Source organism: Staphylococcus sp. GDY8P120P (assembly GCF_017892065.1).
Classification (GTDB): Bacteria; Bacillota; Bacilli; order Staphylococcales; family Staphylococcaceae; genus Staphylococcus; species Staphylococcus nepalensis.
On sequence record NZ_JAESKI010000022.1, the window covers coordinates 35574 to 59833 of the forward strand.

Annotated in this window: 27 protein-coding genes; 21 read left to right on the top strand and 6 right to left on the bottom strand. The window is 33.5% G+C overall.

Translation table 11 applies throughout. The features are described from left to right. Positions 1–17: 17 nt before the first annotated feature. The 4 genes from KA900_RS12055 to KA900_RS12070 form a co-directional block, all read right to left on the bottom strand. On the bottom strand, positions 18–719 hold the full coding sequence (locus KA900_RS12055; RefSeq protein ID WP_096808639.1) for an amino acid ABC transporter permease: 702 nt from the start codon (positions 717–719) through the stop codon (positions 18–20). A gap of 13 nt (positions 720–732) precedes the next feature. Then, entirely contained in the window at positions 733–1419 is a 687-nt protein-coding gene (locus KA900_RS12060; protein ID WP_210139689.1) for an amino acid ABC transporter permease, read from the bottom strand. Beyond that, the gene (locus KA900_RS12065) at positions 1416–2198 is read right to left on the bottom strand and encodes an amino acid ABC transporter substrate-binding protein (RefSeq protein WP_369970492.1); all 783 of its coding nucleotides are present in this window, start codon (positions 2196–2198) and stop codon (positions 1416–1418) included. Before KA900_RS12065 ends, KA900_RS12060 begins: the two co-directional genes overlap by 4 nt. Positions 2199–2266: 68 nt before the next feature. Further along, positions 2267–3016 carry an amino acid ABC transporter ATP-binding protein gene (locus KA900_RS12070; protein ID WP_096808642.1) on the bottom strand — a complete coding sequence of 250 codons (750 nt, stop codon included), beginning with the start codon at positions 3014–3016 and terminating at the stop codon, positions 2267–2269. Between the two features lie 152 nt (positions 3017–3168). On the opposite strand from KA900_RS12070, the gene KA900_RS12075 reads away from it, so the two are divergent. The 4 genes from KA900_RS12075 (at position 3169) to KA900_RS12090 (ending at position 7339) form a co-directional block, all read left to right on the top strand. After that, positions 3169–4320, top strand: a complete 1152-nt coding sequence (locus tag KA900_RS12075; RefSeq protein ID WP_096808643.1) for an acyl-CoA dehydrogenase family protein — start codon at positions 3169–3171, stop codon at positions 4318–4320. Between the two features lie 452 nt (positions 4321–4772). Further along, positions 4773–5690 (top strand): ABC transporter substrate-binding protein, encoded by a 918-nt coding sequence (locus tag KA900_RS12080; RefSeq protein WP_103372507.1) that lies wholly within the window; start codon positions 4773–4775, stop codon positions 5688–5690. Between the two features lie 322 nt (positions 5691–6012). Then, positions 6013–6561, top strand: a complete 549-nt coding sequence (locus KA900_RS12085; RefSeq protein ID WP_096808645.1) for a biotin transporter BioY — start codon at positions 6013–6015, stop codon at positions 6559–6561. 28 nt (positions 6562–6589) lie between these two features. After that, positions 6590–7339, top strand: a complete 750-nt coding sequence (locus KA900_RS12090) for a GNAT family N-acetyltransferase (protein WP_103372508.1) — start codon at positions 6590–6592, stop codon at positions 7337–7339. A gap of 146 nt (positions 7340–7485) precedes the next feature. Here the strand turns inward: KA900_RS12090 and fdhD are convergent, their stop codons facing one another. Beyond that, complete coding sequence (gene fdhD / locus KA900_RS12095; RefSeq protein ID WP_103372509.1) at positions 7486–8286, bottom strand: formate dehydrogenase accessory sulfurtransferase FdhD; 801 nt, start codon at positions 8284–8286, stop codon at positions 7486–7488. Positions 8287–8595: 309 nt separating this feature from the next. On the opposite strand from fdhD, the gene KA900_RS12100 reads away from it, so the two are divergent. The 10 genes from KA900_RS12100 (at position 8596) to KA900_RS12145 (ending at position 18472) form a co-directional block, all read left to right on the top strand. Further along, entirely contained in the window at positions 8596–9621 is a 1026-nt protein-coding gene (locus KA900_RS12100; RefSeq protein ID WP_115341997.1) for a LacI family DNA-binding transcriptional regulator, read from the top strand. A gap of 90 nt (positions 9622–9711) precedes the next feature. Beyond that, positions 9712–10872, top strand: a complete 1161-nt coding sequence (locus KA900_RS12105; RefSeq protein ID WP_096808649.1) for a galactokinase — start codon at positions 9712–9714, stop codon at positions 10870–10872. A gap of 31 nt (positions 10873–10903) precedes the next feature. Beyond that, on the top strand, positions 10904–11896 hold the full coding sequence (gene galE, locus KA900_RS12110) for a UDP-glucose 4-epimerase GalE (RefSeq protein ID WP_096808650.1): 993 nt from the start codon (positions 10904–10906) through the stop codon (positions 11894–11896). A gap of 3 nt (positions 11897–11899) precedes the next feature. After that, positions 11900–13390: a UDP-glucose--hexose-1-phosphate uridylyltransferase gene (gene galT / locus KA900_RS12115; protein WP_210139690.1), complete on the top strand. Its 1491-nt coding sequence runs from the start codon at positions 11900–11902 to the stop codon at positions 13388–13390. Positions 13391–13504: 114 nt separating this feature from the next. Beyond that, complete coding sequence (gene modA / locus KA900_RS12120) at positions 13505–14281, top strand: molybdate ABC transporter substrate-binding protein (RefSeq protein WP_103372526.1); 777 nt, start codon at positions 13505–13507, stop codon at positions 14279–14281. Between the two features lie 12 nt (positions 14282–14293). Further along, positions 14294–14965: a molybdate ABC transporter permease subunit gene (gene modB, locus KA900_RS12125; RefSeq protein WP_096808652.1), complete on the top strand. Its 672-nt coding sequence runs from the start codon at positions 14294–14296 to the stop codon at positions 14963–14965. After that, positions 14965–15570, top strand: a complete 606-nt coding sequence (locus KA900_RS12130; protein WP_115341998.1) for an ATP-binding cassette domain-containing protein — start codon at positions 14965–14967, stop codon at positions 15568–15570. Before modB ends, KA900_RS12130 begins: the two co-directional genes overlap by 1 nt. A gap of 238 nt (positions 15571–15808) precedes the next feature. Beyond that, entirely contained in the window at positions 15809–16639 is an 831-nt protein-coding gene (locus KA900_RS12135; RefSeq protein WP_207572742.1) for an MBL fold metallo-hydrolase, read from the top strand. A 315-nt stretch (positions 16640–16954) separates the two neighbouring features. Continuing rightward, complete coding sequence (locus KA900_RS12140) at positions 16955–17959, top strand: ThiF family adenylyltransferase (protein WP_115341999.1); 1005 nt, start codon at positions 16955–16957, stop codon at positions 17957–17959. A 12-nt stretch (positions 17960–17971) separates the two neighbouring features. Beyond that, positions 17972–18472 (top strand): MogA/MoaB family molybdenum cofactor biosynthesis protein, encoded by a 501-nt coding sequence (locus tag KA900_RS12145; RefSeq protein ID WP_096808656.1) that lies wholly within the window; start codon positions 17972–17974, stop codon positions 18470–18472. Positions 18473–18669: 197 nt separating this feature from the next. Here the strand turns inward: KA900_RS12145 and moaC are convergent, their stop codons facing one another. Next, positions 18670–19149, bottom strand: coding sequence for a cyclic pyranopterin monophosphate synthase MoaC (gene moaC / locus KA900_RS12150; protein ID WP_096808657.1), 480 nt, complete (start codon positions 19147–19149; stop codon positions 18670–18672). Between the two features lie 63 nt (positions 19150–19212). On the opposite strand from moaC, the gene KA900_RS12155 reads away from it, so the two are divergent. The 7 genes from KA900_RS12155 (at position 19213) to KA900_RS12185 (ending at position 24143) form a co-directional block, all read left to right on the top strand. Further along, positions 19213–20472 carry a molybdopterin molybdotransferase MoeA gene (locus KA900_RS12155; RefSeq protein ID WP_207572741.1) on the top strand — a complete coding sequence of 420 codons (1260 nt, stop codon included), beginning with the start codon at positions 19213–19215 and terminating at the stop codon, positions 20470–20472. Then, positions 20469–20954, top strand: coding sequence for a molybdopterin-guanine dinucleotide biosynthesis protein B (mobB, locus tag KA900_RS12160; protein WP_096823767.1), 486 nt, complete (start codon positions 20469–20471; stop codon positions 20952–20954). Before KA900_RS12155 ends, mobB begins: the two co-directional genes overlap by 4 nt. Next, positions 20955–21407 (top strand): molybdenum cofactor biosynthesis protein MoaE, encoded by a 453-nt coding sequence (locus KA900_RS12165; RefSeq protein ID WP_096808660.1) that lies wholly within the window; start codon positions 20955–20957, stop codon positions 21405–21407. Continuing rightward, positions 21404–21637, top strand: coding sequence for a molybdopterin converting factor subunit 1 (gene moaD / locus KA900_RS12170; RefSeq protein ID WP_115342001.1), 234 nt, complete (start codon positions 21404–21406; stop codon positions 21635–21637). The genes KA900_RS12165 and moaD overlap by 4 nt, the downstream gene beginning before the upstream one ends. Before the next feature lie 7 nt (positions 21638–21644). Beyond that, complete coding sequence (gene mobA, locus KA900_RS12175; protein ID WP_096808662.1) at positions 21645–22253, top strand: molybdenum cofactor guanylyltransferase MobA; 609 nt, start codon at positions 21645–21647, stop codon at positions 22251–22253. A 13-nt stretch (positions 22254–22266) separates the two neighbouring features. Beyond that, a complete protein-coding gene (gene moaA / locus KA900_RS12180; RefSeq protein ID WP_096808663.1) occupies positions 22267–23289 on the top strand; it encodes a GTP 3',8-cyclase MoaA in 1023 nt (340 codons plus the stop codon). A gap of 506 nt (positions 23290–23795) precedes the next feature. After that, on the top strand, positions 23796–24143 hold the full coding sequence (locus KA900_RS12185; protein ID WP_096808664.1) for a transcriptional regulator, SarA/Rot family: 348 nt from the start codon (positions 23796–23798) through the stop codon (positions 24141–24143). Positions 24144–24260: the final 117 nt, after the last annotated feature.

The window sequence follows — 24260 nt, forward strand, 5'->3', positions numbered from 1 at the left end:
TTCCGTTCTGTTCTTTTTTATGCTGAAGTTTTAGTGAACATATAAGCTGATGTGCGGTTTTCTATTTTTGAAAACACCAATTCTAACAAAATAGCAAGTAACCAATAAAATATTGCGGCAACACTATATACTGTTATAAAGCGATAACCTTCATTAGCGATAACATGGCTGACAGCCATGATTTCAGTAACTTGAACAGCAAACGCTAATGAAGTACCTTTGATAAGCATGATAAATTGATTTTCAATATTTGGAAGGGCGTAATTAAATGCTTGTGGCAATATAATTTCTTTATAGGTTCTTAATGTTGAAAGACCTACTGTTTGAGCAGCCTCAATTTGATCATTAGCAACGGATTGTAAACCGCCTTTGATAGATTCTGATAAATAAGCAACAGCATGTAAAGAAAAAACAATAAACGCGATGATTAGCGGCGAGAAAACATCAGGATTTATTGCAAAACCGAATTGTTCATTGGACCACATAATGAGCTTTGGCACCCCATAATACATCATAAATAATTGAACAATGAGCGGTGTGCTTCTAAAAAATGAATTATATATAACGATAAGTTGAGAGAGTATGGGTACATTTTTAGTTCGAATAAACGCGAATAGTGTTCCAATAATCAGCCCGACAATCATTGCTATAAGGGAAATCATTATTGTGTTTGGTACACCTTTAAGGACTTCTAATATTGTATAAATAATAAATGGCAAAATGTTTTCCTCCTTAAACGCTATAAGGTTTTTGGGCTCGTTTGTTAATCAGAGCAAATGTACTTTGGATTATCAGTGCAATGGACCAGTAAATTATTGATATCACGATGTATACTTCTAGCATACCTAACCCATAATTATTCCCAATAATTAATTTAACTTGCCCCATCATGTCTATAATTCCAATAGTAAATGCTAGCGATGTATCTTTTAATAGTTCAATGATTTGGGTTGTTAAATTTGGAATACTATTACGTAAAGCTTGAGGTATAATGATTTCCTTTAAAAAACGAGGATAAGATAATCCAACTGAAAGACCCGCTTCAATTTGACTGTAATCTACAGATTGATATCCCGCTCTTATAATTTCAGATAGATAAGCCCCTGTATGTAAGGTAAACGCTAAAATCACAAAAAATAATCTGCTGAAGTGGTTTAAATCAATTTGTATGATTAATAGTAGTTGTGGCAATGCAAAATATGCTAAAAAAAGTTGCAAGATTAAAGGCGTACTGCGAATAAAAGATAGATAGACTCGAACGATTGTTGAGAGTATCTTAATCTTTTTGATACGAATACTTGCTAGCACAAAGCCGAGTATAAGCGCAAATACAAAAGAAAGTACAAATATTAATAGAGTCAAAGGTAATTGTTGTAAAACTTGCCCAAATAAAGAAAGCCAATTTACAGGTTCATTCATGATTGTACCTCCAATTTATCTTTTTGCTTATTGATTTCATCTAAATCATCAAATACATTAATATCGAAATATTTTTTAGAAAGTTTTTGTAATTCACCTGTGTTTTTAAGTTCTTGTGTAGCTTGATCGATATCGTCATGTAATTTTTGATGTTTTTTGTTGTAGACAATATGCAATGGTTCTTTTTTTACGATGCCGCCAATTTTAACGTCAGCGCCGATTTGTTTCTGTATTGCGTTGTATGTGTTCCAATTTAAAAATATGGCATCGCGCCTAGCATCACTTATCATTTTTAAATTGTCACCATTGGAAGGTTCTTGGATGGTATCAATATTAATCTTTGAAGTATGTGATTTATTATATTGAGATAATATAGAATACAAACCACCACTTGGTGCCATCGGAGTTAATTTTTTACCCGGTAAATCGTTTAGCGAATGTATATCAGCATTATTTTTATTAACAACAATTAAAGGTAAAGCGTAACTATAAGGGACATCTTGATAAAGAAATTGTTGTTCTCGTTCAGGTGTCTTAAAAAACCAATTAATGCCCATATCAAACTTCCCAGCGCCAATACCGACTAAATTTGACTCTTCTTCACCAACTTCATATTTAAATTGATACTGAGGTAACTTCTTTTCTAAGCGTTTTAAATAATCGATATCTAACCCTGTAAATTCATTATGTTCATCTGTATATAAATATGGCGGGTTCACTTCTGCAGATATAGCTACTTTAATTTCTTTTTTACTTTTTTGATTATCGGATTCTTCCATTTTATTACACCCGCTTAACAGCATTGTAATAAAAACCCCAATAACTAGAAGAAAGTATTTATTGTGGTTCATGTTAATTCACGCTCCGTTTCTACGGTATTTAAGAAACGGTTTATCCTTTTAGAATCAGAGGATTCTAAAACGGTTTGAGGTGAACCTTCCTTTAATATTTCACCTTCATCTATAAATAAAATTTGATCGGCAATTGCTTTAGCAAATTGAATTTCATGTGTGACGATGACCATTGTCATACCTTCTTGTGCAATGGATTTGATGAGTGACAAAACACCTTGAATTGATTCAGGGTCAAGTGCAGATGTAGGTTCATCTAAAAGTAATACTTTTGGATTGAGTGCTAAAGCGCGAATAATACCGATGCGTTGGCTTTGGCCACCTGATAATTGAGAAGGATATTTATCCTTTTGATTTAATAAATTAAAACGTTCTAAATAAGAAATAGCTACTTCATTTGCTTGTTTATTTGGCATTTTTTTACCATGTATCAACCCTACAGTAATGTTTTCCAGAATAGTTTTGTTTTTAAATAAATTATAGTTTTGAAAAACCATAGCGGAGTTTTTTCGGAGTTGGGAAATCTCTTTTTTGGAATGCTTATCACCCACAAATGTTTTGTTGCCAATTTGGATGGTGCCCGATTTTGGTATAGCTAATGCATTTAATGTTCTAAGGAGCGTTGTTTTACCTGAACCGCTTGGACCTATAATAGCTGTCACAGTACCTTTGTTTTGCGAAAAGCTCACATCATTAAGTATGGTATTGTCTTTATATTTATGTATTAAATGTTTTACTGAAATCATTTTTTTACCCCCTAGACTATCAATAAATACAAAGTATCACAATAAACCCTATCGGTAAAGTAAGGATTTATTGTTTGGAAGACTTTCTTTCGTTATAAGCGAGTGTTACACTAAGTTTAAATAAAGAAAAGGCTAAAAAAGAGGTGGACATAGTGAATTATTCTGCATTAATACATACGAGTATTCAAAAGAAATGGATAGAAAAATTCAATACGGTCAAAGAACAATTTAAAGAAAAAGCTGATTATAACGATAAACATTCACGTTTTCCATATGAAAATATTGATTGGTTGGTCAAAGAAGGCTATACATTATTAACATTGCCTAAAGCTTATGGTGGGGAAGGTGCGACTGTCGAAGATATGGTAGTGCTACAAACCTATTTAGGAGCTATTGATGGTGCTACAGCACTTTCAATAGGTTGGCATCTTAGCGTCGTTGGACAATTATATGAGCAGCAAGCTTGGGAACAAGACATGTTAGATCGCTTTGCAATCTCTGTGAAACATGGTGCTTTGGTTAATAGAGCTATCAGTGAAGCAGAAACAGGAAGTCCAACGCGTGGCGCTAGACCGGCTACTAATGCAGTTAAAAAGGACGATGGTTTTGTGATGAATGGTGTTAAGACTTTCACTTCAATGAGTAAAAGATTGAGCCATTTTATTGTCAGTGCATATTATGAAGAAATAGATAAAGTAGGTTTCTTCTTGATATCAGAAAACACGCCAGGTGTTGAAATTGCAGATAATTGGAATATGGTAGGTATGCGTGCTACTGAAAGTCATGATTTAATTTTAAATGATGTTTTTATTCCAGAAGAAAATTTTGTTGAAATTAGAGGGGCAGGCGGAAAAAAACCGAATGGATGGATTTTACATATTCCTAGTACCTATTTAGGGATTGCTCAAGCAGCAAGAGATTATGCAATTGATTTTGCTAAGAATTATAGCCCGGCAAGTATAGAGGGGGCCATTGGTGATATACCAACTGTCCAACAAAATATCGGTAAAATGGAATCATTATTACTATCAGCCCGTCATTTTTTATGGAGCACGGCCGCACTATACAATCATGAGCAAGATGAGCCGGTTTGGAATGAAACATCAGCTAGTAAAGTATTAGTTATGAATCAAGGGCTAGAAGTGATTGATATTGCAATGCGTATTGTTGGCGCTAAAAGCTTAGAAATGGAACGTCCATTGCAACGTTATTATAGAGATATGCGTGCTGGGTTGCATAATCCGCCGATGGAAGATATGGCTTATACTAATATATCTAAATCACTGATGGGATTGTTTGATTAGCTATTGTACATTGGAACCAATTTGATACCATTTGTATTTTACTTGTCAAAAACTTCATAGCTTTATGTTTTTGCCTATATAATGACGAGTATAAATATTAAATAGTTATGTGGTATCAAAATAATGAATTAAATCGATGGGTTATTTCTATATGATTATATTAATATAGAAGGCAAAGTTGTACAAATTCATTGTATTAACGTGATGCCTTTTGATAGTCAAGGCGACGGTTTGCTATACGAAAGCTTACTGTGGTCTAGAGATACCCAAGCATTATGAATTAAAATTAAAAGATAATCGGTTTATGTTTGAATGAGCCTTCCTAAAAACCTAGGAGGCTTATTTTTTAACTTTAAAATTAGTAAAAATTTTCATATTTTACTATTGTTAAAAAAGACTAAGCATTATATAATTCAATGGTATTGATAATCATTTTCAATGGAGGGAACATTATGAAAAAATTATTATTTTCAATTATCGCACTTGTTTTAGTATTAGCTGCTTGCGGGAATAAGTCAGAAAACGACACTGATAATAAAAAAGAAGAGACGAAATCTTACACTTTAGATAGTGGTAAGAAAATTGATATACCAAAAGACCCTAAACGTATTGCAGTTGTCGCGCCAACGTATGCTGGTGGCATTAAATACTTAGGTGGTAATATAGTTGCAGTAAACGAACAAGTTGATAGTAGTAAGATTTTAAAAGATAAATTTAAAGGCGTAGAAAAAATTGGGGAAAATGATGTTGAAAAAGTAGCAAAAACGAAACCAGATTTGATTGTAGTTTATTCTAATGATAAAAATATCAAAAAGTATAAAAAAATTGCGCCGACCGTAGCTTATGACTATGGTAAACATAAATATTTAGATCAACAACAAGAGTTAGGTAAGCTACTTGGAAAAGAAGATAAAGTAAAAGAATGGGAAGATAAATGGAAAGCACAAACTGAAAAAGATGGAAAAGAAATTAAAGATAAAATTGGGGAAGATGCCACAGTCTCAATTTTTGATGAGTTTGATAAAAAACTTTATACTTATGGTCCTAACTGGGGTCGCGGCGGTGAAGTGATGTATCAAGCATTCGGTTTGAAAGCACCTGAGAAATTAACTGAATTAGTTAAAAAAGAAGGATGGGCTGAAGTGAAACAAGAAAAACTTGCTGACTATGCAGGTGATTATATTGTTTCAACTAGTGAAGGCAAATCAGAACCAGGTTATAAAAAAACAGATCTTTGGAAAAATTTACCGGCTGTTCAAAATGATAGAGTTATAGAGGTACAAGCAGAAGCATACTGGTACAATGATCCATATACCTTAGAGTTTATGAGAAAAGATTTAAAAGAGAAATTTTTAAATCTAAATTCATAAGCCCACTCTTAAAAGACCAAGGTGCAAATAATCATTTGAAAATTTGAATGATATCAAACAATATTTTGAATACATCTAAAATATTGTTAGCCGTTAGTTAATAAGAAGTGATTTTATATTAAGTTTTTGTACAGGGCGTTAGCTTATGTATTTCTTTTTCTAGTTGATCACCATTGGCGGGATAACGAAATCTTTTAAAAAATGAGATTTCATTATCTCGCTTTTTTGGATTAAAATGAAATGACGCGCCATTAATGTAAACTTTTTATTTTATATAGTTTACATTAATGGTATAATTTTCATCATCAAAGGAGGTTTGATGATGTCAACAAAATATTTAGTTTATACGGCACTAATGACAGCAATTATTGCAATATTAGGCTTTATACCTGCCATACCGCTGCCTATTATGCCTGTACCAATTGTGCTACAAAATATTGGTATATTTTTAGCTGCTATTTTATTAGGACGTAAATATGGGACATTAAGTATTATTGTATTGCTATTGTTAGTGGCTACGGGTCTTCCGTTACTATCAGGCGGTCGAGGCGGTATCGGTGTGTTTGCTGGACCATCAGCAGGCTTTTTATTTATGTACCCAGTCATTACATACCTTATTGGACTTGTAAGAGACTTATATTTTAAAAAAATTAATTTTGTTGTATTATTAATTACAACTATAGTGATAGGCGTAGTTTTATTAGATATTGGAGGTACGCTGTTAATGGGAATTATGACGAACATACCAATGTCTAAATCTGTGTTGCTTTCTTTTGTATTTATGCCAGCAGATATTATTAAAGCTGTGATAGCTAGTTTTATAGGTAATATCATGTTAAATCATAGTCAATTTAAGCAACTACTTAAGTAATTATTATGAGTAAGGGGGCAAGGTAGTTATGAATATATCTTTAAATGATATTTTTCAACCCGGTGATATTTATGATAATGATTGGTATAAATCAATTTATTTAACGCCAACTACCCCTTTAGTATTTGATGCCAATAAGTGGGTATATAAACAAATGCCTTCGATTTACCAGTGGAAAATGGATATTGCTACACAGACACATATGCATAAACAGCAAAATTCTAATCATTTAACTTTTACTTTTCCTGAAAATGTTGAATTGGATCAACAATGGATAGCATTGATTAACAATGAACAATTTGAATTGGGGTTAATGGAGTTATATGCGATTGAGCCACAACAATTTAAAGGTCATGCAGATGACGAAGTGAAAGTGGCATTTGTAGATGAAACAACGCTAGAGGATTATATTAGTGTTTATAGGCAATTCGCAGCACCATATGGTGAAGGCTACGTTGAAGAAAGCACGCGGATGATTAAAAATCACTTTAATGATGATGCCAAGACGCGTCTTATCGCTTACAAACATGGGCAACCAGCTGGTATATTAGATTTGATTGTGACAGAAGATACAGTGGAAATCGACGGCTTTGGTGTATTAGAATGTTACCAAAGACAAGGTGTTGGTAGCGTTATGCAAAGCATTGTAGCAAAGTTAGCTAACCGAAGACCAATCATTTTGATTGCTGATGGAGAAGATAGTGCAAAAGATATGTATGTTAAACAAGGCTATGTATACATAAGCTTTTGTTATCATATTGTAAAAGAACATATTTAAGAGAAGTCGAAAAACACAGTTTATATCATTGTTGAAGATGCGTCGCTTGGTATGTAAAAGTATCAATCTTCGTGCGCTTTTCTCAGTTCCGGTAGTTTCAGCGGGATAACGAAATCATTTAAAAAATGAAATCGTTGTCCCGCTTTTTAATTAGTTTTTGTTGCAGTAATACGCTCTGGATGACTGTAAACATTAAAGTTGCCATCACGAATAAAACCAATTGCAGTAATATTTAAATCTTGGGCGAGCGATACTGCTAATGTGGTTGGAGCAGATTTAGATAAAATAACGCCAACGCCAATCTTAGCAGCTTTAATAAGTATTTCAGAAGATATACGACCACTAAATATGAGCACTTTATCACGGATAGGTATATGGTGCTGAATGCAATAACCATAAAGTTTATCTAGTGCATTATGTCTACCAATATCTTGTCTATGTTCGAAAAAAGCTTCACCATCACTAATAGCAGCATTATGAAGACCGCCGGTTTGTTTGAAAATTTTACTTGCACTTTGTAAACGTGTCATCATATTGAGTACTTGAGACGGGATTAAAGTGATTTTTGACATAGATGTTTTAGCTATTGCCGCATCATTTTGAAAATAAAATTCACGACTTTTACCACAACACGAGGCAATCATCCGCTTAGTTGAGTATTCAAAACGTTCATTGAGTGATTTAGTTAATTCAACATGAGCGAACCCTTTACTATCGTCTATTTGAATTGATTTTAAATCATCATTTTTTAAAATAGCACCTTCTGATGCTAAAAATCCTAGGACCAGTTCTTCCATATGATTTGGACTACAAATGACCGTAGCAAATTCTTCTCCGTTGACCATGATGGTTAATGGGAATTCTGTGACATAATGGTCAGTCGTCTCTATAAGATTACCATTTTCATATCGTACAATATGCTGATTTGTTAAAACGTCTTCATTCATATTATTCATCCCCCAATTCATATTCACTTATTTATTTTAGCGCATTTCGAGTTGCAAAAAAAATAAACAGTTTCAATATGCGTAGGACATAAAATATTTTAAAAGGCGACAATATCCCGTAAAGATGAACATGTTTTTTATTCCATTTTTTTGTTCCTAGTAATCTTGATAACACCTGTTAATAAAATATTTTAAAAGAAGCCTAATTTGTACTACTCTGAACTAATTTAACTACAATAAATATATTTGCTATATAGGATGCATAGAAGTAAACTTATAGTAAACAAATATAAAGAGGTGAAAAGCTAAATGGCTAGCATCAGAGACATTGCGCGCGAAGCGGAAGTGAGCCCTGGCACAGTATCACGTGTATTAAATAACGATCCTACATTATCTGTAGCAGAAAAAACACGACGAAGAATTCATGAAACCGCTGAAAATTTACAATATAAAAAAATGGAAAGAAAAAATAAAAGTATTCAAATTATTACTTATGCTTCACGTGCAAAAGAAATGTCTGATCCATATTACAGAGAAATTAGGTTAGCAATTGAAGCGGAGGTTAAACGATTAAATTTATCGTTAAGGAGAACGCTACGTATTGATGGGGAACATGATGATATAGATATAACTAAAATAGCGAAAGCAGGAGCTATTATTGTGGTAGGGAACTTTTCGTCCGAATCAATTTTAGAACTACAGAAATATAACCATAACATTGTGGTCATTAATAACCCTAATACGCCTAAATCTATAGACGCAGTATATTCAGATTTATATGATTCCATGCTGCAATTATTAAATGATATTGATAACACAGGATTAAATCATATTGTTTATGTAGGTGGCACACACACGATCAAAAACTTGGAAGGTTTGCCAACTTCAAATAATACACAAATTGAAGACGTAAGATTTAAAGCTTTTACGGAATGGTGTAAAAAACGCCAAATAATAAGTGAATCATTGCTTAACGGTTGGAATAAAGAGGACGGTGTAAATGCAGTAAAAGAATTATTGAAAACAAATCATTTACCTCAAGTGTTTATTGCTGGTAACGACATGGTTGCAATCGGCATATTACAGCAACTACAAGCAGAAAAAATCACTTTACCAGATGACGTTAAATTGATTAGTTTTAATGATTTGGAAATTATTCAATATGCAGTTCCTTCTATCAGCAGCGTACATATACCTATAGATGAGTACGGAAGAATCGCAGTAAGAATGGCAGAAGAAAGAATAAATAATACAAGACAAATTGCTATTCATGTCATTGCAGAAGCACAATTAAAAGAACGTGCTACATTTAAAGTAAAAAACAAAGCACATTGACAAAACATTTAGTAAACAAGTAAACTTTATTTAAGTTTACTACCATAAATTGTATTTTTTATATCGTCTTTAAAAAGGAGTGGGATTATTATGATAGAAGCAATGCGCAATAAGTTTAAAGATTTATTTGATGTGCAAGCTGAAGTAAGTGCGTTTGCACCTGGGCGTATTAATTTAATTGGTGAACACACAGATTATAACGGAGGGTATGTGTTCCCAGCAGCAATTGAATTAGGGACATACGGTTTAGCTGCTAGACGAAACGATAAATTGATTCGTCTATATTCTAATAATTTTGAAAATATTGGCATGATAACTTTAGATTTAGATAACTTGGTTTTTGAGAAGGACGATGACTGGGCAAACTACCCTAAAGGGGTCATAAAATATTTAAAAGAATCTTTTCCTGGTATAAACCAAGGCTTTGATATCTTGGTGGAGGGGAATATACCGAATGGTGCAAGTCTTTCGTCATCAGCCTCTATTGAACTATTAACAGGCTGGTTGATAAAAGCATTATTTAATTTGGATTTAGAGCGACTAGAACTTATTAAAATAGGACAACGTACAGAAAATCATTTTATGGGTGTTAACTCTGGTATTATGGATCAATTTATTATTGGAATGGGTAAATCAGAACATGCTATTTTATTAGATACAGCAACATTAGAATATGATTTTGTTCCCGCCAAATTTGGTGATTATGTCATATCAATTATGAATACAAATAAACGACGTTCATTAACTGAAAGTAAATATAATGAACGTAGAAGTGAGTGCGAATCTGCATTGGCATCATTACAGCAAGAACTAAATATTCAGTCTTTAGGTGAGTTAACAATGGATCAATTTGAAATGTATCAAATGCTGATTAAGGATGAAGTACAACGGCGAAGAGCGAGACATGCTGTTTCAGAGAATGAACGTACTAAACTTGCACATCAAGCATTATCCGACAACGACTTTGAAAAATTTGGTCAGTTATTAAATGATTCACATACATCATTGAAAAACGATTATGAAGTAACAGGCATGGAACTCGATACGCTAGCTGAAACAGCACAACAAGTTGAAGGCGTGTTAGGAGCAAGAATGACTGGTGCAGGTTTTGCAGGATGTGCGATTGCGTTAGTACACAAAAAACAAATCAAAGCATTAGAAGATGAAGTTTCCAAAAAATACTTGGCAAAAATAGGTTATGAACCATCATTTTATCATGTAGGTATCAGTGATGGCGTTAAAACTATATAAACACAAAATATAAATTAGAAAGGATTTTTTTATGTCTGTATTAGTATTAGGTGGCGCAGGTTACATTGGAAGTCATGCAGTAGATCAGTTAATCAATCGAGGTTACGATGTTGTAGTTGTAGATAACTTGGGAACTGGTCATAGAGCAGCTGTGCATAATGAGGCAAAATTTTATGAGGGCGATATACGTGATAAGGCATTCTTAGAAAGTGTATTTGGAAACGAAGATATTGAAGGCGTTTTTCATTTCTGTGCTTATTCATTAGTTGGAGAATCTGTTGGAAAACCACTAGCATATTTTAATAATAATGTTTATGGTTTGCAGGTGCTATTAGAAGTAATGTACGACCATCATGTAGCACATATTGTTTTCTCATCAACAGCAGCTGTCTACGGAGAACCAGATGCTGTACCAATTACAGAAGACGATTCTAAAACACCTACGAGCCCTTATGGCGAAAGTAAATTAATGATGGAAAAAATGATGCACTGGAGCCACGAAGCTTATGGTGTTAATTATGCAGCATTACGTTATTTTAATGTGGCAGGTGCAAAAGAAAATGGCGTGATCGGTGAAGATCATAGACCAGAAACACACTTAATCCCAATCGTATTGCAAGTTGCACTGGGTCAAAGAGAAGAACTGACGATTTTCGGCGATGATTATGATACAGAAGATGGATCTTGTATACGCGATTACTTACATGTTGTAGACTTAATTGACGCGCATATTTTAGCATTTCAACATTTGAAAAATGGCGGAAAATCTGGAGCTTTTAATTTAGGAAGTAGCCAAGGTTATTCTGTATTTGAAATTTTAGAAGCTGCAAGAAAAGTAACAAATAAACCAATCAACGCTGTTGTTGGGGAAAGAAGAGCAGGCGATCCAAGTAAACTTGTTGCATCAAGTAATAAAGCGCAACAAATATTGGGTTGGAAACCTAAACATGACGATATTCACGATATTATCGGTTCAGCGTGGCAATGGCATGAAAAACATCCAAACGGATATCAGGAGGTATAATGCATGTTATTGAATCAACATTCTGTGCAGTTATTTGTTTCATATGCTACCACATATGGTGATTATGAAAAGGAAGATGCCATTTATATTCAAAACAGGTTGATCAGTATTTTAAATGCATCTGGTATAGACGACACAGCGTCACCTAAATTTAGCCCAAACGCTACAGCCAATGCTATTGCGCAAGACTGGATTCAAGAAGCAATAAAAGCAAACTGTATTGATGACGCATTGTATAATAAAGAAATTATTGAGGCTCAGATTTTAGATTTAATTACACCGCGACCATCTGTGGTTAACGATCAATTTAATGAATTGTACAAGCGAAACGCAAAAGAAGCTACCGATTATTTTTATAATATTACGAAACGTAATCATTACGTAAAAGAAGATGCTATAGCAAATAACATCCATTTTGACGTATCAAATGAGTATGGCGATCTTGAAATAACTATTAATCTATCTAAACCCGAAAAAGATGCAAAGCAAATCGCTAAAGCTAAAGAGGCGCCTTCAACAGACTATCCTAAATGTGCATTATGTTTAGAAAATGAAGGATTTAAAGGCTCTGTTTTGCAAGCAGCAAGAACAAATCATCGTATAGTGAGACTGAATTTAGGAGATGAGCAATGGGGATTTCAATATTCACCTTATGCTTATTTTAAAGAGCATAGTATCGTTCTATCAAAAGAGCATGTGCCAATGAATATTGATAAACAAACATTTGTGCAATTATTGGATTTTGTAGACAAATTTCCACATTATTTTATTGGTTCTAACGCGGACATACCGTTAGTTGGTGGGTCGATTCTTACGCATAACCATTATCAATCTGGCAGACATACCTTTCCGATGGATAATGCTAAAGAACTTCAAAACTTTAAATTGGTACAGTTTACAAACGTAGAAGCATCTACATTACATTGGCCAATGAGTGTGATACGCCTCAAAAGTACTAATAAAGAAAACTTAATAGAAGCAGCAGAATGTATTAGGCTCGCATGGAATAATTATTCAGATGAAAGTGAAGCAATCAGAGCATATAGTGATGAAGGTGACCGTCACCATACTGTCACACCTATTGCACGTTTTAGACATGGTCAGTATGAACTGGATGTTGTTTTAAGGGACAACCAGACATCAGAAACTTACCCTGATGGCATATTCCATCCTCATAAAGATGTACAACATATAAAAAAAGAGAATATCGGACTGATAGAAGTCATGGGTACAGCTATTCTACCTGGACGATTGAAAACAGAACTGCAAGAAGTTAAGGCTTTTTTATTAGGAAATCATCAGCAATCATTAGGCGCGCACCAGACATGGGCTGAAGAAATGAAAGCAAACTATGATATTAATGAAAAAAATGTCGATGAAATCATCGAAAAAGAAGTTGGACATAAATTCAAACGTGTACTAGAAGATGCAGGCGTATTTAAAAATACGTCACAGGGTCAAGAGGCGTTTGAGCGTTTTATTGAAACTTTATAATAATAAATAATCATATAAAGAGCGATACAAGGTAATTTCTACTTACGTATCTGCTCTTTTTTTTTGAAATGAATAAGCATATAATTAAAAGAAATAGGAGGAGATTAAATGCAAATAAAAGGTAAATATATCATTTTTGCATGTATTATGATGTGTCTCATGATAGCAGGATGTTCCAATACTGAAGGTAATCATGATGAACAAAAATCTAATAGCAACGATGCCAAACACGAACTACATATTGCAGCCGCAGCTAGTTTGACGGATGCAACTAAAGATTTAGAAAAAGCGTTCAAAAAAGAGCATAAAGATGCACATATTACATTTAATTATGGTGGATCAGGTGCTTTAAGACAACAAATAGAAAAGGGGGCGCCTGTTGATGTTTTTATGTCTGCGAATACAAAAGATGTTGATGCTTTAGGAGAAAAAGCTCAAAATAAATATCAATATGCCAAAAATACTTTAGTATTAATTGGCGCTGAAGATAGCGACTATCAAAGCGTGAAAGATTTAAAAGATGATGATAAGTTAGCTATTGGTGAAGTTAAGTCAGTTCCTGCAGGGAAATATGCTGAGCAATATTTAAAAGATAATCAACTTTTTAATGATGTAAAACCGCATTTAGTTTTTGCAAAAGACGTGCGACAAGTATTGAATTATGTAGAAAAAGGCAATGCTCAATTAGGGTATGTTTATAAAACAGATTTATACCAAAGTCAGCAAAATGGAAAAAGTAAAGTGAAAGAAATTGAAACTGCAAACCTAAAAAATCCAATTACATATAAATCAGCTACAACTTCAGATAAAAACTTAGCTAAAGAATGGGTTAAGTTCTTAAAAACAGACGAAGCAAAAGAAATTTTAAAAAAATATAAATTCAATGCTTAGGAGGTCTTATAAATGCCAGATGTCACACCATTTTGGATATCGTTAAGAGTAGCAATTATTAGTACGATCATCGTTACAATTTTAGGTATTGTTATATCAAGATGGTTGTATAAACGTCATGGTTTTATTGCTAGATTACTAGAAAGTATGATTGTTTTACCCATTGTTTTACCTCCGACAGTTATGGGATTTATCTTATTAATAGTGTTTTCTCCACGAAGTATAATTGGTTCATTTTTTACGGATATATTACATTTGCCAGTCGTATTTACATTAACTGGAGCAGTGTTAGCGTCGATTATCGTTAGTTTCCCATTAATGTATCAGCATACTGTACAAGGCTTCCGGAGTATTGATAACAAGATGTTGAATACGGCTAGAACAATGGGGGCAAGTGAGCGTAAAATATTTTTTGAAATTATTCTTCCATTGTCTAAAAGACCTATATTATCAGGCATCATGATGAGTTTTGCGCGTGCAATAGGTGAATTTGGTGCTACGTTAATGGTGGCGGGATATATTCCTAATAAGACTAATACATTACCATTAGAGATATATTTCTTAGTGGAACAAGGAAAAGAGAATCAAGCATGGCTCTGGGTATTAGTGTTGGTAGCATTTGCTGTAACTGTAATCGGTACAATTAATGTGTTAAATAAAGATGTTTATCGAGAGGTGCGTTAATGTTAACAATAGATTTAAAGCATTTACTAAATCAAACACAACTCCGAATTAAAATTGAAGATGCTGAACCTAAAATTTATGCAATTAAGGGCCCTTCAGGCATCGGTAAAACGACAATATTAAATATGCTAGCAGGTTTACGAAAACCAGATCAAGCCCTAATAAGCATAAATAATCATACTCTGACAGACACAATCAATCATATTGATGTAAAAATTCAAAATCGTAATATAGGTTATCTATTTCAAGATTATCAGTTATTTCCGCATATGAACGTCTTTCAAAATATTACATTTATGGCAGGACCTTCTGATCATATTGATACTTTAATTACTCAATTAAATATTGAACATTTGAAAACTAAATTTCCAATTCGGCTCTCGGGCGGTGAATCTCAACGTGTAGCGTTAGCTAGAACACTAAGTACTAAACCAGATTTAATATTATTAGACGAGCCATTTTCTAGTTTAGATGATACGACTAAAGAAGAGAGTATTTCACTCGTTAAACGCATTTTTAAGTTATGGCAAATTCCAATCATTTTTGTTACGCATTCTAATTATGAAGCAGCACGGCTAGCACATGAAGTTATCAATATCGAGTGATATTATAGTGTGAAGTTTAAAAGTTTAAAATGATATTATGTATAAAAATTGGAAATAAATGGTATGTGAAGCCATGTCTATAAATAACTTTTAAAATATAGCTTCTATTTAAAAAGGTGGGAATTAAAATCAAATCTAAATTTGGTTTTGTTTCTGCTCTTTTTAGATTAGAAGTTTGAATATTGGTGTGATAAGTGTATATAATAAGCATAATTTTATAGCAAGGAGACCTTTTATAATGATTGTAGAATTTTTAGGAACTGCGGGAGGCGTGCCTTCACTTTTTGATTCAGTTTCACAACATAAAGATGCGCCTATACGAACCGGTCCTGGTCTTTTTATTCACGATTTGAAACTTTTAATTGATAGTTCAGAAGATATATTTTATCAGTTAAGACAAGCAAAAATAGCCGATATTAAATATGGTATATATTCACATTGGCATCCAGATCATACAATGGGTCTTAGAATTTGGGAAACACTTAATTTTGATTTTGTGAACACAATACCCCAATCGAAAGTCACAACAATATATTTAACATCGCAAGAAGTAGAAGATTTTAAAACATATTTTGGGCATTGGAATCATTTGTTGTATTTACAACAAATAGGGGTTGTTGAATTAAAAATTGTAAGTAATAATGCAAAGATTACGATTAAAGATACAACGATTGAATGGATTCAATTATCAGAAAAAATTGCTTTTGGTTTTTATATAACTACACCTACCAAACGACTACTCATAATCCCAGATGAAATCAAAGGTTTTCAACCGATTAATAAAGTAAAGGATGTAGATGTAGCTATCTTACCTTTTGGTAGTAATGAAGTAAACCCTGTTACAAAAGAGCGAATTCATGAGGAAGGTATGTTAAGTACATTAGGCGAAGCTACGTTTGAAGAATGTGTGGAAATTGCTAAAAACATCAACGCTAAACATACATATTTCACGCATATTGAAGCAACAGAAAGTTTAACTCAATTACAAGCGAAAGCATTAGAACGACAGTTAAGCGAAGCGGGGATCTCATCGACAATTGCTTATGACAGTTTGAAAATTAAAGTTTGAAGTGATAACAGTGAAAATGATTAAGCATAAACCAGCATTTAATCTTTCTAATCAGACACCGTTGTAATTCTAAGAAAGATCAGATTGGGCAAACAAATACAATCATTTAAATACTTGTAGAAGCACTACTAATCTACATAATATTTTAATAACTAAGTACTGGTGCTAGTTTATGATTGCATTAGAGACACATTAATCTATTTTAATTTAAACATAGGGAATACGCTCGTTTTTCGAATAATGCACTCAAACCGTTGTTACAAAGTAATCCAAGATTTATAATAGAAATAACGACGCAAAGTGAGGGATGTCATCGTGAATGAAGCACGTTATTCAAGACAGATGTTATTTAAACATATAGGTTCTAATGGGCAAGAAAAAATTATGAATGCGCATGTATTAATTGTGGGGATGGGTGCTCTAGGTACACATCTTGCTGAAGGTTTAGCGAGAGCTGGTGTAGGTGAGTTAACGATAGTAGATAGAGACTATATTGAATATAGTAATTTGCAACGACAAACAATGTTTACAGAAATGGATGCACAAGAGCGCTTACCTAAAGTAATTGCTGCCGAGCGTAATTTAATGGCGATACGTCAAGATTTGAAGTTAAATCCATATATTGAACATGTAGATAGACTATTTTTAGAAACATATGCTCAAGATGTACAACTTATTTTAGACGCAACGGATAATTTTGAAACAAGACAATTGGTTAATGATTTTGCTTATAAAGCGACTATTCCTTGGATTTATGGTGGTGTGGTACAGAGCACTTATGTAGAATCTACATTTATACCTGATAAAACGCCTTGTTTCAATTGTCTAATGCCACAATTACCAGTCATTAATATGACTTGCGATACTGTCGGGGTCATCCAACCTGCAGTTACTATGACAACAAGTTTGCAATTACGAGATGCGCTAAAGATATTGATTGGTGAAGCAACCACGCCAAAATTGACGTACGGAGATATTTGGGAAGGTACGCATTTTACATTTGGCTTTAGTAAACTTTATAATGCATCATGTCCAACTTGTGGCTCCCAGCCTACCTACCCACACCTCAATGCGACTGAAAGACAGTTTGCAAGTTTATGTGGGAGAGATACAGTACAGTATGAGAATTCAGATATTTCCCAGGAAATGTTGGAAACGTTTTTAATACACCAAGCTATACCTTATAAACGTAATCCATATATGTTACATTTTGAATATAAAAAGCACAGAATTGTTAGCTTTAAAGGTGGTAGAATGTTGATTCACGGTATGACCAAACCACAACAAGCTATTAACTTAATTAATCAATTATTTGGGTAGAGGTGAGGCATTATGCATACTAATGTAAAGCTAGATAGAGATATTAAATGCGCTGTGTTAACGGTTTCTGATACAAGAGATTATGAAACAGATAAAGGTGGTAGATTAGTTATAGAGCTACTATCTTCTTTAAACGTTACTATTTCAAAAGCGCATTATAAAATTGTGGAAGATGAACAAACAGCTATCATCCAACAAATAGAGCGTTGGTTATTAGAAGATATTGATGTTGTGATCACTACAGGTGGTACTGGTATCGCACAACGAGATGTTACGATTGAAGCGGTCTCAAGTTTGATCACAAAAGAAATAGAAGGTTTCGGAGAATTGTTTAGATACCTTAGCTACACCGAAGATGTAGGTACGCGTGCCTTGTTGTCTCGTGCGATTGCAGGCACTGTGAATGACAAATTAATTTTTAGTATACCTGGCTCTACTGGTGCCGTAAAATTAGCTTTAAACAAACTAATCAAACCAGAATTAAACCATTTAGTACAAGAAATTACTAAATAAAATAGGGCGGGACATGGAGCATCATTATAAAATGCTTTCATTGTCTCGCCCCGGCAATCATAAAACCATGACTAGAGAAAGTGTTTAATATAAGCTTGCTTTTGTTTCTGTCATCTTCTAGTGGCCGTACTATATTTGAGATGAAGTTATCTTTGATGTCTCGAATGCTATTTTTATATAATATGAGATGCTAATGATTATCTTTTATAATCACCTGATTTGCCACCAGTTTTAGAAAGAAGATAAGTTTCGCCGATGACCATTCCTTTATCTAAAGCTTTTGTCATATCATATACAGTAAGCGCCACAGCTGAAGCTGCCGTAAGTGCTTCCATTTCCACACCAGTCTTTCCAGTAGTAGACACGGTAGCCTGGATATTGAGTGTGTAAGTTTGTTTGTTTGCTTGCCAGTCAAAAGTGACATCAATGCCAGTTAGAGGTAGTGGATGACACATCGGTATAATATCTGAAGTATTTTTAGCCGCCATAATACCAGCGATTTGAGCGGTGTTGAGTACATTGCCTTTTTGGTTCGTATGATCAACGATTTGTTGATAAATATCTGAATTTACAGTAATGCTTGAGTGCGCAATAGCAGAACGTTTTGTTATATTTTTATCAGAAACGTCTACCATTTTTGCATTACCTTGTTCATTAATATGTGTGAATTCAGTCAAAATATCCCTCCTAATCGAGTTCTAGTATATCACGAAATTATAAATTATAAGGAGTAGATTGTGATGTCTGTTGAGAAAAGAAATCCAATTCCAGTGAGTGAAGCCATTAAACGTGTGGTTAATCAAGCTATTTTTATGGATGTAAAAACATTAGCTTTAGAGGACAGCTTAAATCACATTTTAGCTGAAGATATTGTAGCTACACATGAGATACCAAGATTTCATAAATCGCCGTACGATGGTTTTGCGTTAAGAAGTATTGATACAGAAGGCGCAAGTGGTGATAATCGGATTACATTCCAAGTTATTGATCACATAGGCGCAGGTTCGGTTTCAAATAAAAAAGTTGGTGAGTTTGAAGCAGTGCGTATTATGACAGGTGCAGAAATACCTAAAGGCGCTGACGCAATTGTGATGCTTGAGCAAACGATAGAAGGTAATCAGGAGTTTTCAATAAGGAAATCGTTTAACGTAAATGAGAATGTTTCATTAAAAGGTGAAGAAACACAAGTCGGAGATGTAGTGTTAGAAAAAGGACAACAGATTAATCCAGGCGCTATAGCTGTTTTAGCGACATATGGTTATACACAAGTCACAGTTTATGAAAAACCTAGCGTCGCCATTATTGCGACCGGTAGTGAATTGTTAGATGTCAGTGATGCGTTAGAACCTGGAAAAATTCGAAATTCCAATGGACCAATGATAACAGCATTGGCAAAAAAACATGAATTAAAGGTTAACACTTATAAAATTCAGCAAGATGATTTAAACAGTAGTATCGAAGTTGTAACTCAAGCATTGGCTAATCATGACATTGTGGTTACAACTGGAGGTGTTTCTGTAGGAGACTTTGATTATTTGCCACAGATTTATGAAGCTATCAATGCTGAAGTATTGTTTAATAAGATTGCAATGAGACCGGGAAGTGTAACGACAGTAGCAGTTGCTAATGGTAAATATTTATTTGGTTTATCTGGCAATCCTTCTGCTTGTTTCACTGGTTTTGAATTATACGTTAAACCTGCAATACAACATATGATGGGTGCTAAAGCTATTTATCCGCAAATCGTCCAAGCGACACTCATGGAAGACTTTAAAAAACCCAACCCATTCACGAGATTTATTCGAGCAACAGTTACTTTTAACGGTAAAGAAATGACCGTCAGACCTTCAGGATTCAACAAATCTGGTGCGGTTGTAGCTATTGCCCACAGTAACGCGATGATTATGTTGCCAAGTGGTACAAGAGGCTACCAAAAAGGGCATACTGTGAATGTGATTTTAACTGAATCTCAAGCTTATGAATTGGATAGTACATTATGATCTTGCAAATTGTAGGTTATAAAAATTCAGGGAAAACAACACTCATGACTTATGCGGTTGAAATATTAAAATCTCATGGTATGCGTGTGGCAACCATAAAACATCACGGTGGCAAGGACAAAGGGCATTCTGATATTGCATTGCAAACAAATACAGTTGATCATATGAGACATTTTAACGCTGGCGCAGATCAAAGTATTGTACAGGGGCATCATTTTCAGCAAACTGTGACGCGTTACGAAAATCAAAGACTTGATGAAATTATAGCCAAATCTGTTACAATAGATAATGATATCGTTATAGTAGAAGGTTTTAAAGAAGCAAAATACAGTAAAGTAGTTGTATATCGTGATGATATTGATTATAAATACTTAAGTGAATTATCAAATATTAAGTACGACATTAATATAGAACAGCCATTAGCGATGCAAAAATTTGAGCAGTGGTTATTATCTTTTGTTAACGTAAAAGGAATGGATTAAATGAAGCAATTTGAAGTCACAAACGTGCCTATACAAACAGAGCAATATCGTCAATATGTACTCAATGAACATCAAGGCGCAGTGGTTATTTTTACTGGGCATGTACGAGAATGGACTAAAGGAGTTAAGACCGAGTATCTAGAATATGAAGCTTATATCCCTATGGCTGAAAAAAAATTGGCTCAAATAGGTGATGAGATTTCACGAAAATGGCCTGGTACACAAACTGCTATAGTCCACAGGATTGGACCGTTAGCAATATCAGATATTGCAGTCCTGATAAGTGTTTCTTCCCCACATCGTAAAGACGCCTATCAAGCAAATGAATATGCAATTGAAAGAATTAAAGAAGTAGTGCCGATTTGGAAAAAAGAAATTTGGGAAGATGGCGCTGAATGGCAAGGTCACCAACGTGGTTACCATGAGGATGCAATGGGAGGGGATAAGATATGAAAGTGTTGTATTTTGCAGAAATAAAAGAGATTTTAGCAAAAACATCAGAAGATATTGATTTGAGTTATGATATTACTGTAGATGAGTTTTTGACAGATTTATTTAAACGTTATCCTGGTGTCAGTGATAAACAATTTCAAGTAGCGGTCAATGAGGAATTTGTCAAAGGCGATGACATAGTACAGCCTAATGACACTATCGCGTTGATACCACCAGTTAGTGGAGGTTAATAAGAAAATGAAAGCGATTATACTTGCCGGAGGACAATCAGAGAGATTCGGTAAACCAAAAGCTTTTGCACAAATTAATTCGCAGATGTTTTATAAGCGAATTATAGAAGTGTTAGAAGGAACAAACTTGTTCAATGAAATTATTATAAGCACCAATGAAACATTAGCACCACAATTTGATTATCCTAATATTGCTATTGATGATGCTGAAAACAAAGATAAAGGTCCAATGGCTGGTATTTATTCAGTGATGCGACAACATACAGATGAAACACTTTTCTTTGTAATATCTGTAGATACACCCATGATTACACAAAAAGCAATAAGTAAATTGTATCAATTTATGATTGAACATTTGATTGAAGATCAACTCAATATTGCCGGTTTCCAAGAAAAGGGTATGCCAATCCCTACGATGGCATTTTATAGTCCACAGACACTGCCTACTATAGAAACAGCTTTGGATTCAGGTGATTATAGCCTTAAAAATGTCTATTCTAAAGTTAAAAGTGATTGGTTAGATGTACATGAAATAGATTCATCTAATTATTGGTACAAAAATATAAATTATCAACAAGATTTAGAAGATTTACACCATGACATTATGAATAGCTAAGGGGGCTTATATTATGGTAGAACAAATAACTGATAAACTTGGCCGTCCAATTCGAGATTTAAGATTGTCAGTTACAGATCGTTGCAATTTCCGCTGTGATTATTGCATGCCGAAAGAAATTTTCGGTGATGATTTTGTTTTCTTACCTAAAGACGAATTACTCACGTTTGATGAAATGGTGCGTATCGCTAAAGTTTATACACGATTAGGTGTTAAAAAAATACGGATTACAGGTGGAGAACCTTTATTAAGAAGAGATTTATATAAATTAATATATGAGTTAAATCAATTGGAAGGTATAGAAGATATAGGTTTAACCACAAATGGTTTGTTATTAAAAAAACATGGTCAAAATTTATATGATGCAGGTTTACGACGTATTAATGTAAGTCTAGATGCGATTGACGATAAAGTATTCCAAGCTATAAACAACCGAAATATTAAGGCTTCTACGATTTTGCAACAAATAGATTATGCTGTTTCAATAGGATTTCATGTGAAAGTGAATGTTGTTGTTCAAAAAGGCGTGAACGACGACCAAATTTTGCCTATGATACAATATTTTAAAGATAAAGATATTGAAATACGTTTTATTGAATTTATGGATGTCGGAAATGATAATGGTTGGGACTTTAGTAAAGTAGTTACAAAAGATGAAATGTTAAATATGATTGAGTCCGCATTTGATATTGAACCTGTTGAGCCTAAGTATTTTGGCGAAGTTGCAAAATACTATCGTCATAAAGATAATGGCGCTAAATTTGGGCTTATTACAAGTGTATCTGAATCTTTCTGTTCTACATGTACACGTGCAAGGTTATCATCTGATGGTAAGTTTTATGGTTGCCTTTTTAGTACGGTAGATGGATTTAATGTAAAATCGTTTATGCGTTCTGGAGTGTCAGATGACGCACTGTTTGAACAGTTTAAAGCGCTATGGAACATTAGAGATGATAGATATTCAGATGAGCGTACGGCACAAACTGTGGCCAATAGAAAACGTAAAAAAATAAATATGAATTATATTGGTGGCTAATAACAATCAAAGCACATCTAGTTATCGAATGGAAACAACCAGTTTTTGATAATAATAGTTAATAAAAATATTCATACAAAGCGTTAAAACCAAGGTAGATGAGTGTGTCTTTTACAAAGATGTGTGAAGCTATTAATTCTAATTATGAGCTTAATAGGAGTAGGAGAGAAATCAAATTTTGAATGTTGATTTTTCCCTGCTCTTTTTTTATTATCATTTTAAATCATGTTTTATGTAAAATAAGTTCAAAAGTGAGGAATGATAGATTTGCAAGATAATGTATTATACATAAGTAATTTTTTAATGATTAAAGATAACGAACAATAGAAAATGATTACTATAATCATATGTAACTATATAAATATTTTCCAATAGTAAAATTTATTTATCTGTTTCTTTAAAAATAATAGATTTAATGAAGAAAGTGTTATATAATATTTAAAAAGCTTATTCATTATATAAAGCCAATACTAACAATGAGAATAAACCATGAGGAGGCCATATTTATGGAAAGTAAAGCAGCATATTATATTACATCTGAAAGAGCTTTAAGCCAATTGAAGCATTGGTTAAAGTCAGTGCATCGTTTGTCTATTGAAGAATTTGTGGTGTTATTTAAAGTATATGAAGCAAATAAAATTAGTGGAAAAGAATTGAGAGACACGCTACATTTTGAAATGTTATGGGACACGAGTAAAATAGACGTTATTATAAGAAAAATTTATAAAAAAGAATTGATTTCAAAGGTACGTTCAGAAACCGATGAAAGGCAAGTATTTTACTATTATACAGAAGCACAAGCGAAGCAAATTGATGATATTATTAAGGAAATAGAAAATATAAAAGTTGCTTAACAGGCAAATTAAAAGTCAAAGGCTTACCATCTACATTTAATTGAGACTAACCAAGTGCTATAAAGGCATTTGCATTTTGATATTTAAAATGATTTATTTATAAAGCAATATAAAATG

What these genes read in the sequence shown, in the direction of transcription:
- KA900_RS12155 (WP_207572741.1), top strand. Translation starts at nt 19,213, where the DNA reads ATGTCTGTTGAGAAAAGAAATCCAATTCCAGTGAGTGAAGCCATTAAA.
- KA900_RS12105 (WP_096808649.1), top strand. Translation starts at nt 9,712, where the DNA reads ATGATAGAAGCAATGCGCAATAAGTTTAAAGATTTATTTGATGTGCAA.
- KA900_RS12130 (WP_115341998.1), top strand. Translation starts at nt 14,965, where the DNA reads ATGTTAACAATAGATTTAAAGCATTTACTAAATCAAACACAACTCCGA.
- KA900_RS12145 (WP_096808656.1), top strand. Translation starts at nt 17,972, where the DNA reads ATGCATACTAATGTAAAGCTAGATAGAGATATTAAATGCGCTGTGTTA.
- KA900_RS12090 (WP_103372508.1), top strand. Translation starts at nt 6,590, where the DNA reads ATGAATATATCTTTAAATGATATTTTTCAACCCGGTGATATTTATGAT.
- KA900_RS12065 (WP_369970492.1), bottom strand. Translation starts at nt 2,198, where the DNA reads ATGGAAGAATCCGATAATCAAAAAAGTAAAAAAGAAATTAAAGTAGCT.
- KA900_RS12100 (WP_115341997.1), top strand. Translation starts at nt 8,596, where the DNA reads ATGGCTAGCATCAGAGACATTGCGCGCGAAGCGGAAGTGAGCCCTGGC.
- mobB (WP_096823767.1), top strand. Translation starts at nt 20,469, where the DNA reads ATGATCTTGCAAATTGTAGGTTATAAAAATTCAGGGAAAACAACACTC.
- KA900_RS12085 (WP_096808645.1), top strand. Translation starts at nt 6,013, where the DNA reads ATGTCAACAAAATATTTAGTTTATACGGCACTAATGACAGCAATTATT.
- moaA (WP_096808663.1), top strand. Translation starts at nt 22,267, where the DNA reads ATGGTAGAACAAATAACTGATAAACTTGGCCGTCCAATTCGAGATTTA.
- mobA (WP_096808662.1), top strand. Translation starts at nt 21,645, where the DNA reads ATGAAAGCGATTATACTTGCCGGAGGACAATCAGAGAGATTCGGTAAA.
- KA900_RS12070 (WP_096808642.1), bottom strand. Translation starts at nt 3,016, where the DNA reads ATGATTTCAGTAAAACATTTAATACATAAATATAAAGACAATACCATA.
- moaD (WP_115342001.1), top strand. Translation starts at nt 21,404, where the DNA reads ATGAAAGTGTTGTATTTTGCAGAAATAAAAGAGATTTTAGCAAAAACA.
- galE (WP_096808650.1), top strand. Translation starts at nt 10,904, where the DNA reads ATGTCTGTATTAGTATTAGGTGGCGCAGGTTACATTGGAAGTCATGCA.
- modB (WP_096808652.1), top strand. Translation starts at nt 14,294, where the DNA reads ATGCCAGATGTCACACCATTTTGGATATCGTTAAGAGTAGCAATTATT.
- KA900_RS12135 (WP_207572742.1), top strand. Translation starts at nt 15,809, where the DNA reads ATGATTGTAGAATTTTTAGGAACTGCGGGAGGCGTGCCTTCACTTTTT.
- KA900_RS12080 (WP_103372507.1), top strand. Translation starts at nt 4,773, where the DNA reads ATGAAAAAATTATTATTTTCAATTATCGCACTTGTTTTAGTATTAGCT.
- galT (WP_210139690.1), top strand. Translation starts at nt 11,900, where the DNA reads ATGTTATTGAATCAACATTCTGTGCAGTTATTTGTTTCATATGCTACC.
- KA900_RS12060 (WP_210139689.1), bottom strand. Translation starts at nt 1,419, where the DNA reads ATGAATGAACCTGTAAATTGGCTTTCTTTATTTGGGCAAGTTTTACAA.
- KA900_RS12185 (WP_096808664.1), top strand. Translation starts at nt 23,796, where the DNA reads ATGGAAAGTAAAGCAGCATATTATATTACATCTGAAAGAGCTTTAAGC.
- fdhD (WP_103372509.1), bottom strand. Translation starts at nt 8,286, where the DNA reads ATGAATGAAGACGTTTTAACAAATCAGCATATTGTACGATATGAAAAT.
- KA900_RS12165 (WP_096808660.1), top strand. Translation starts at nt 20,955, where the DNA reads ATGAAGCAATTTGAAGTCACAAACGTGCCTATACAAACAGAGCAATAT.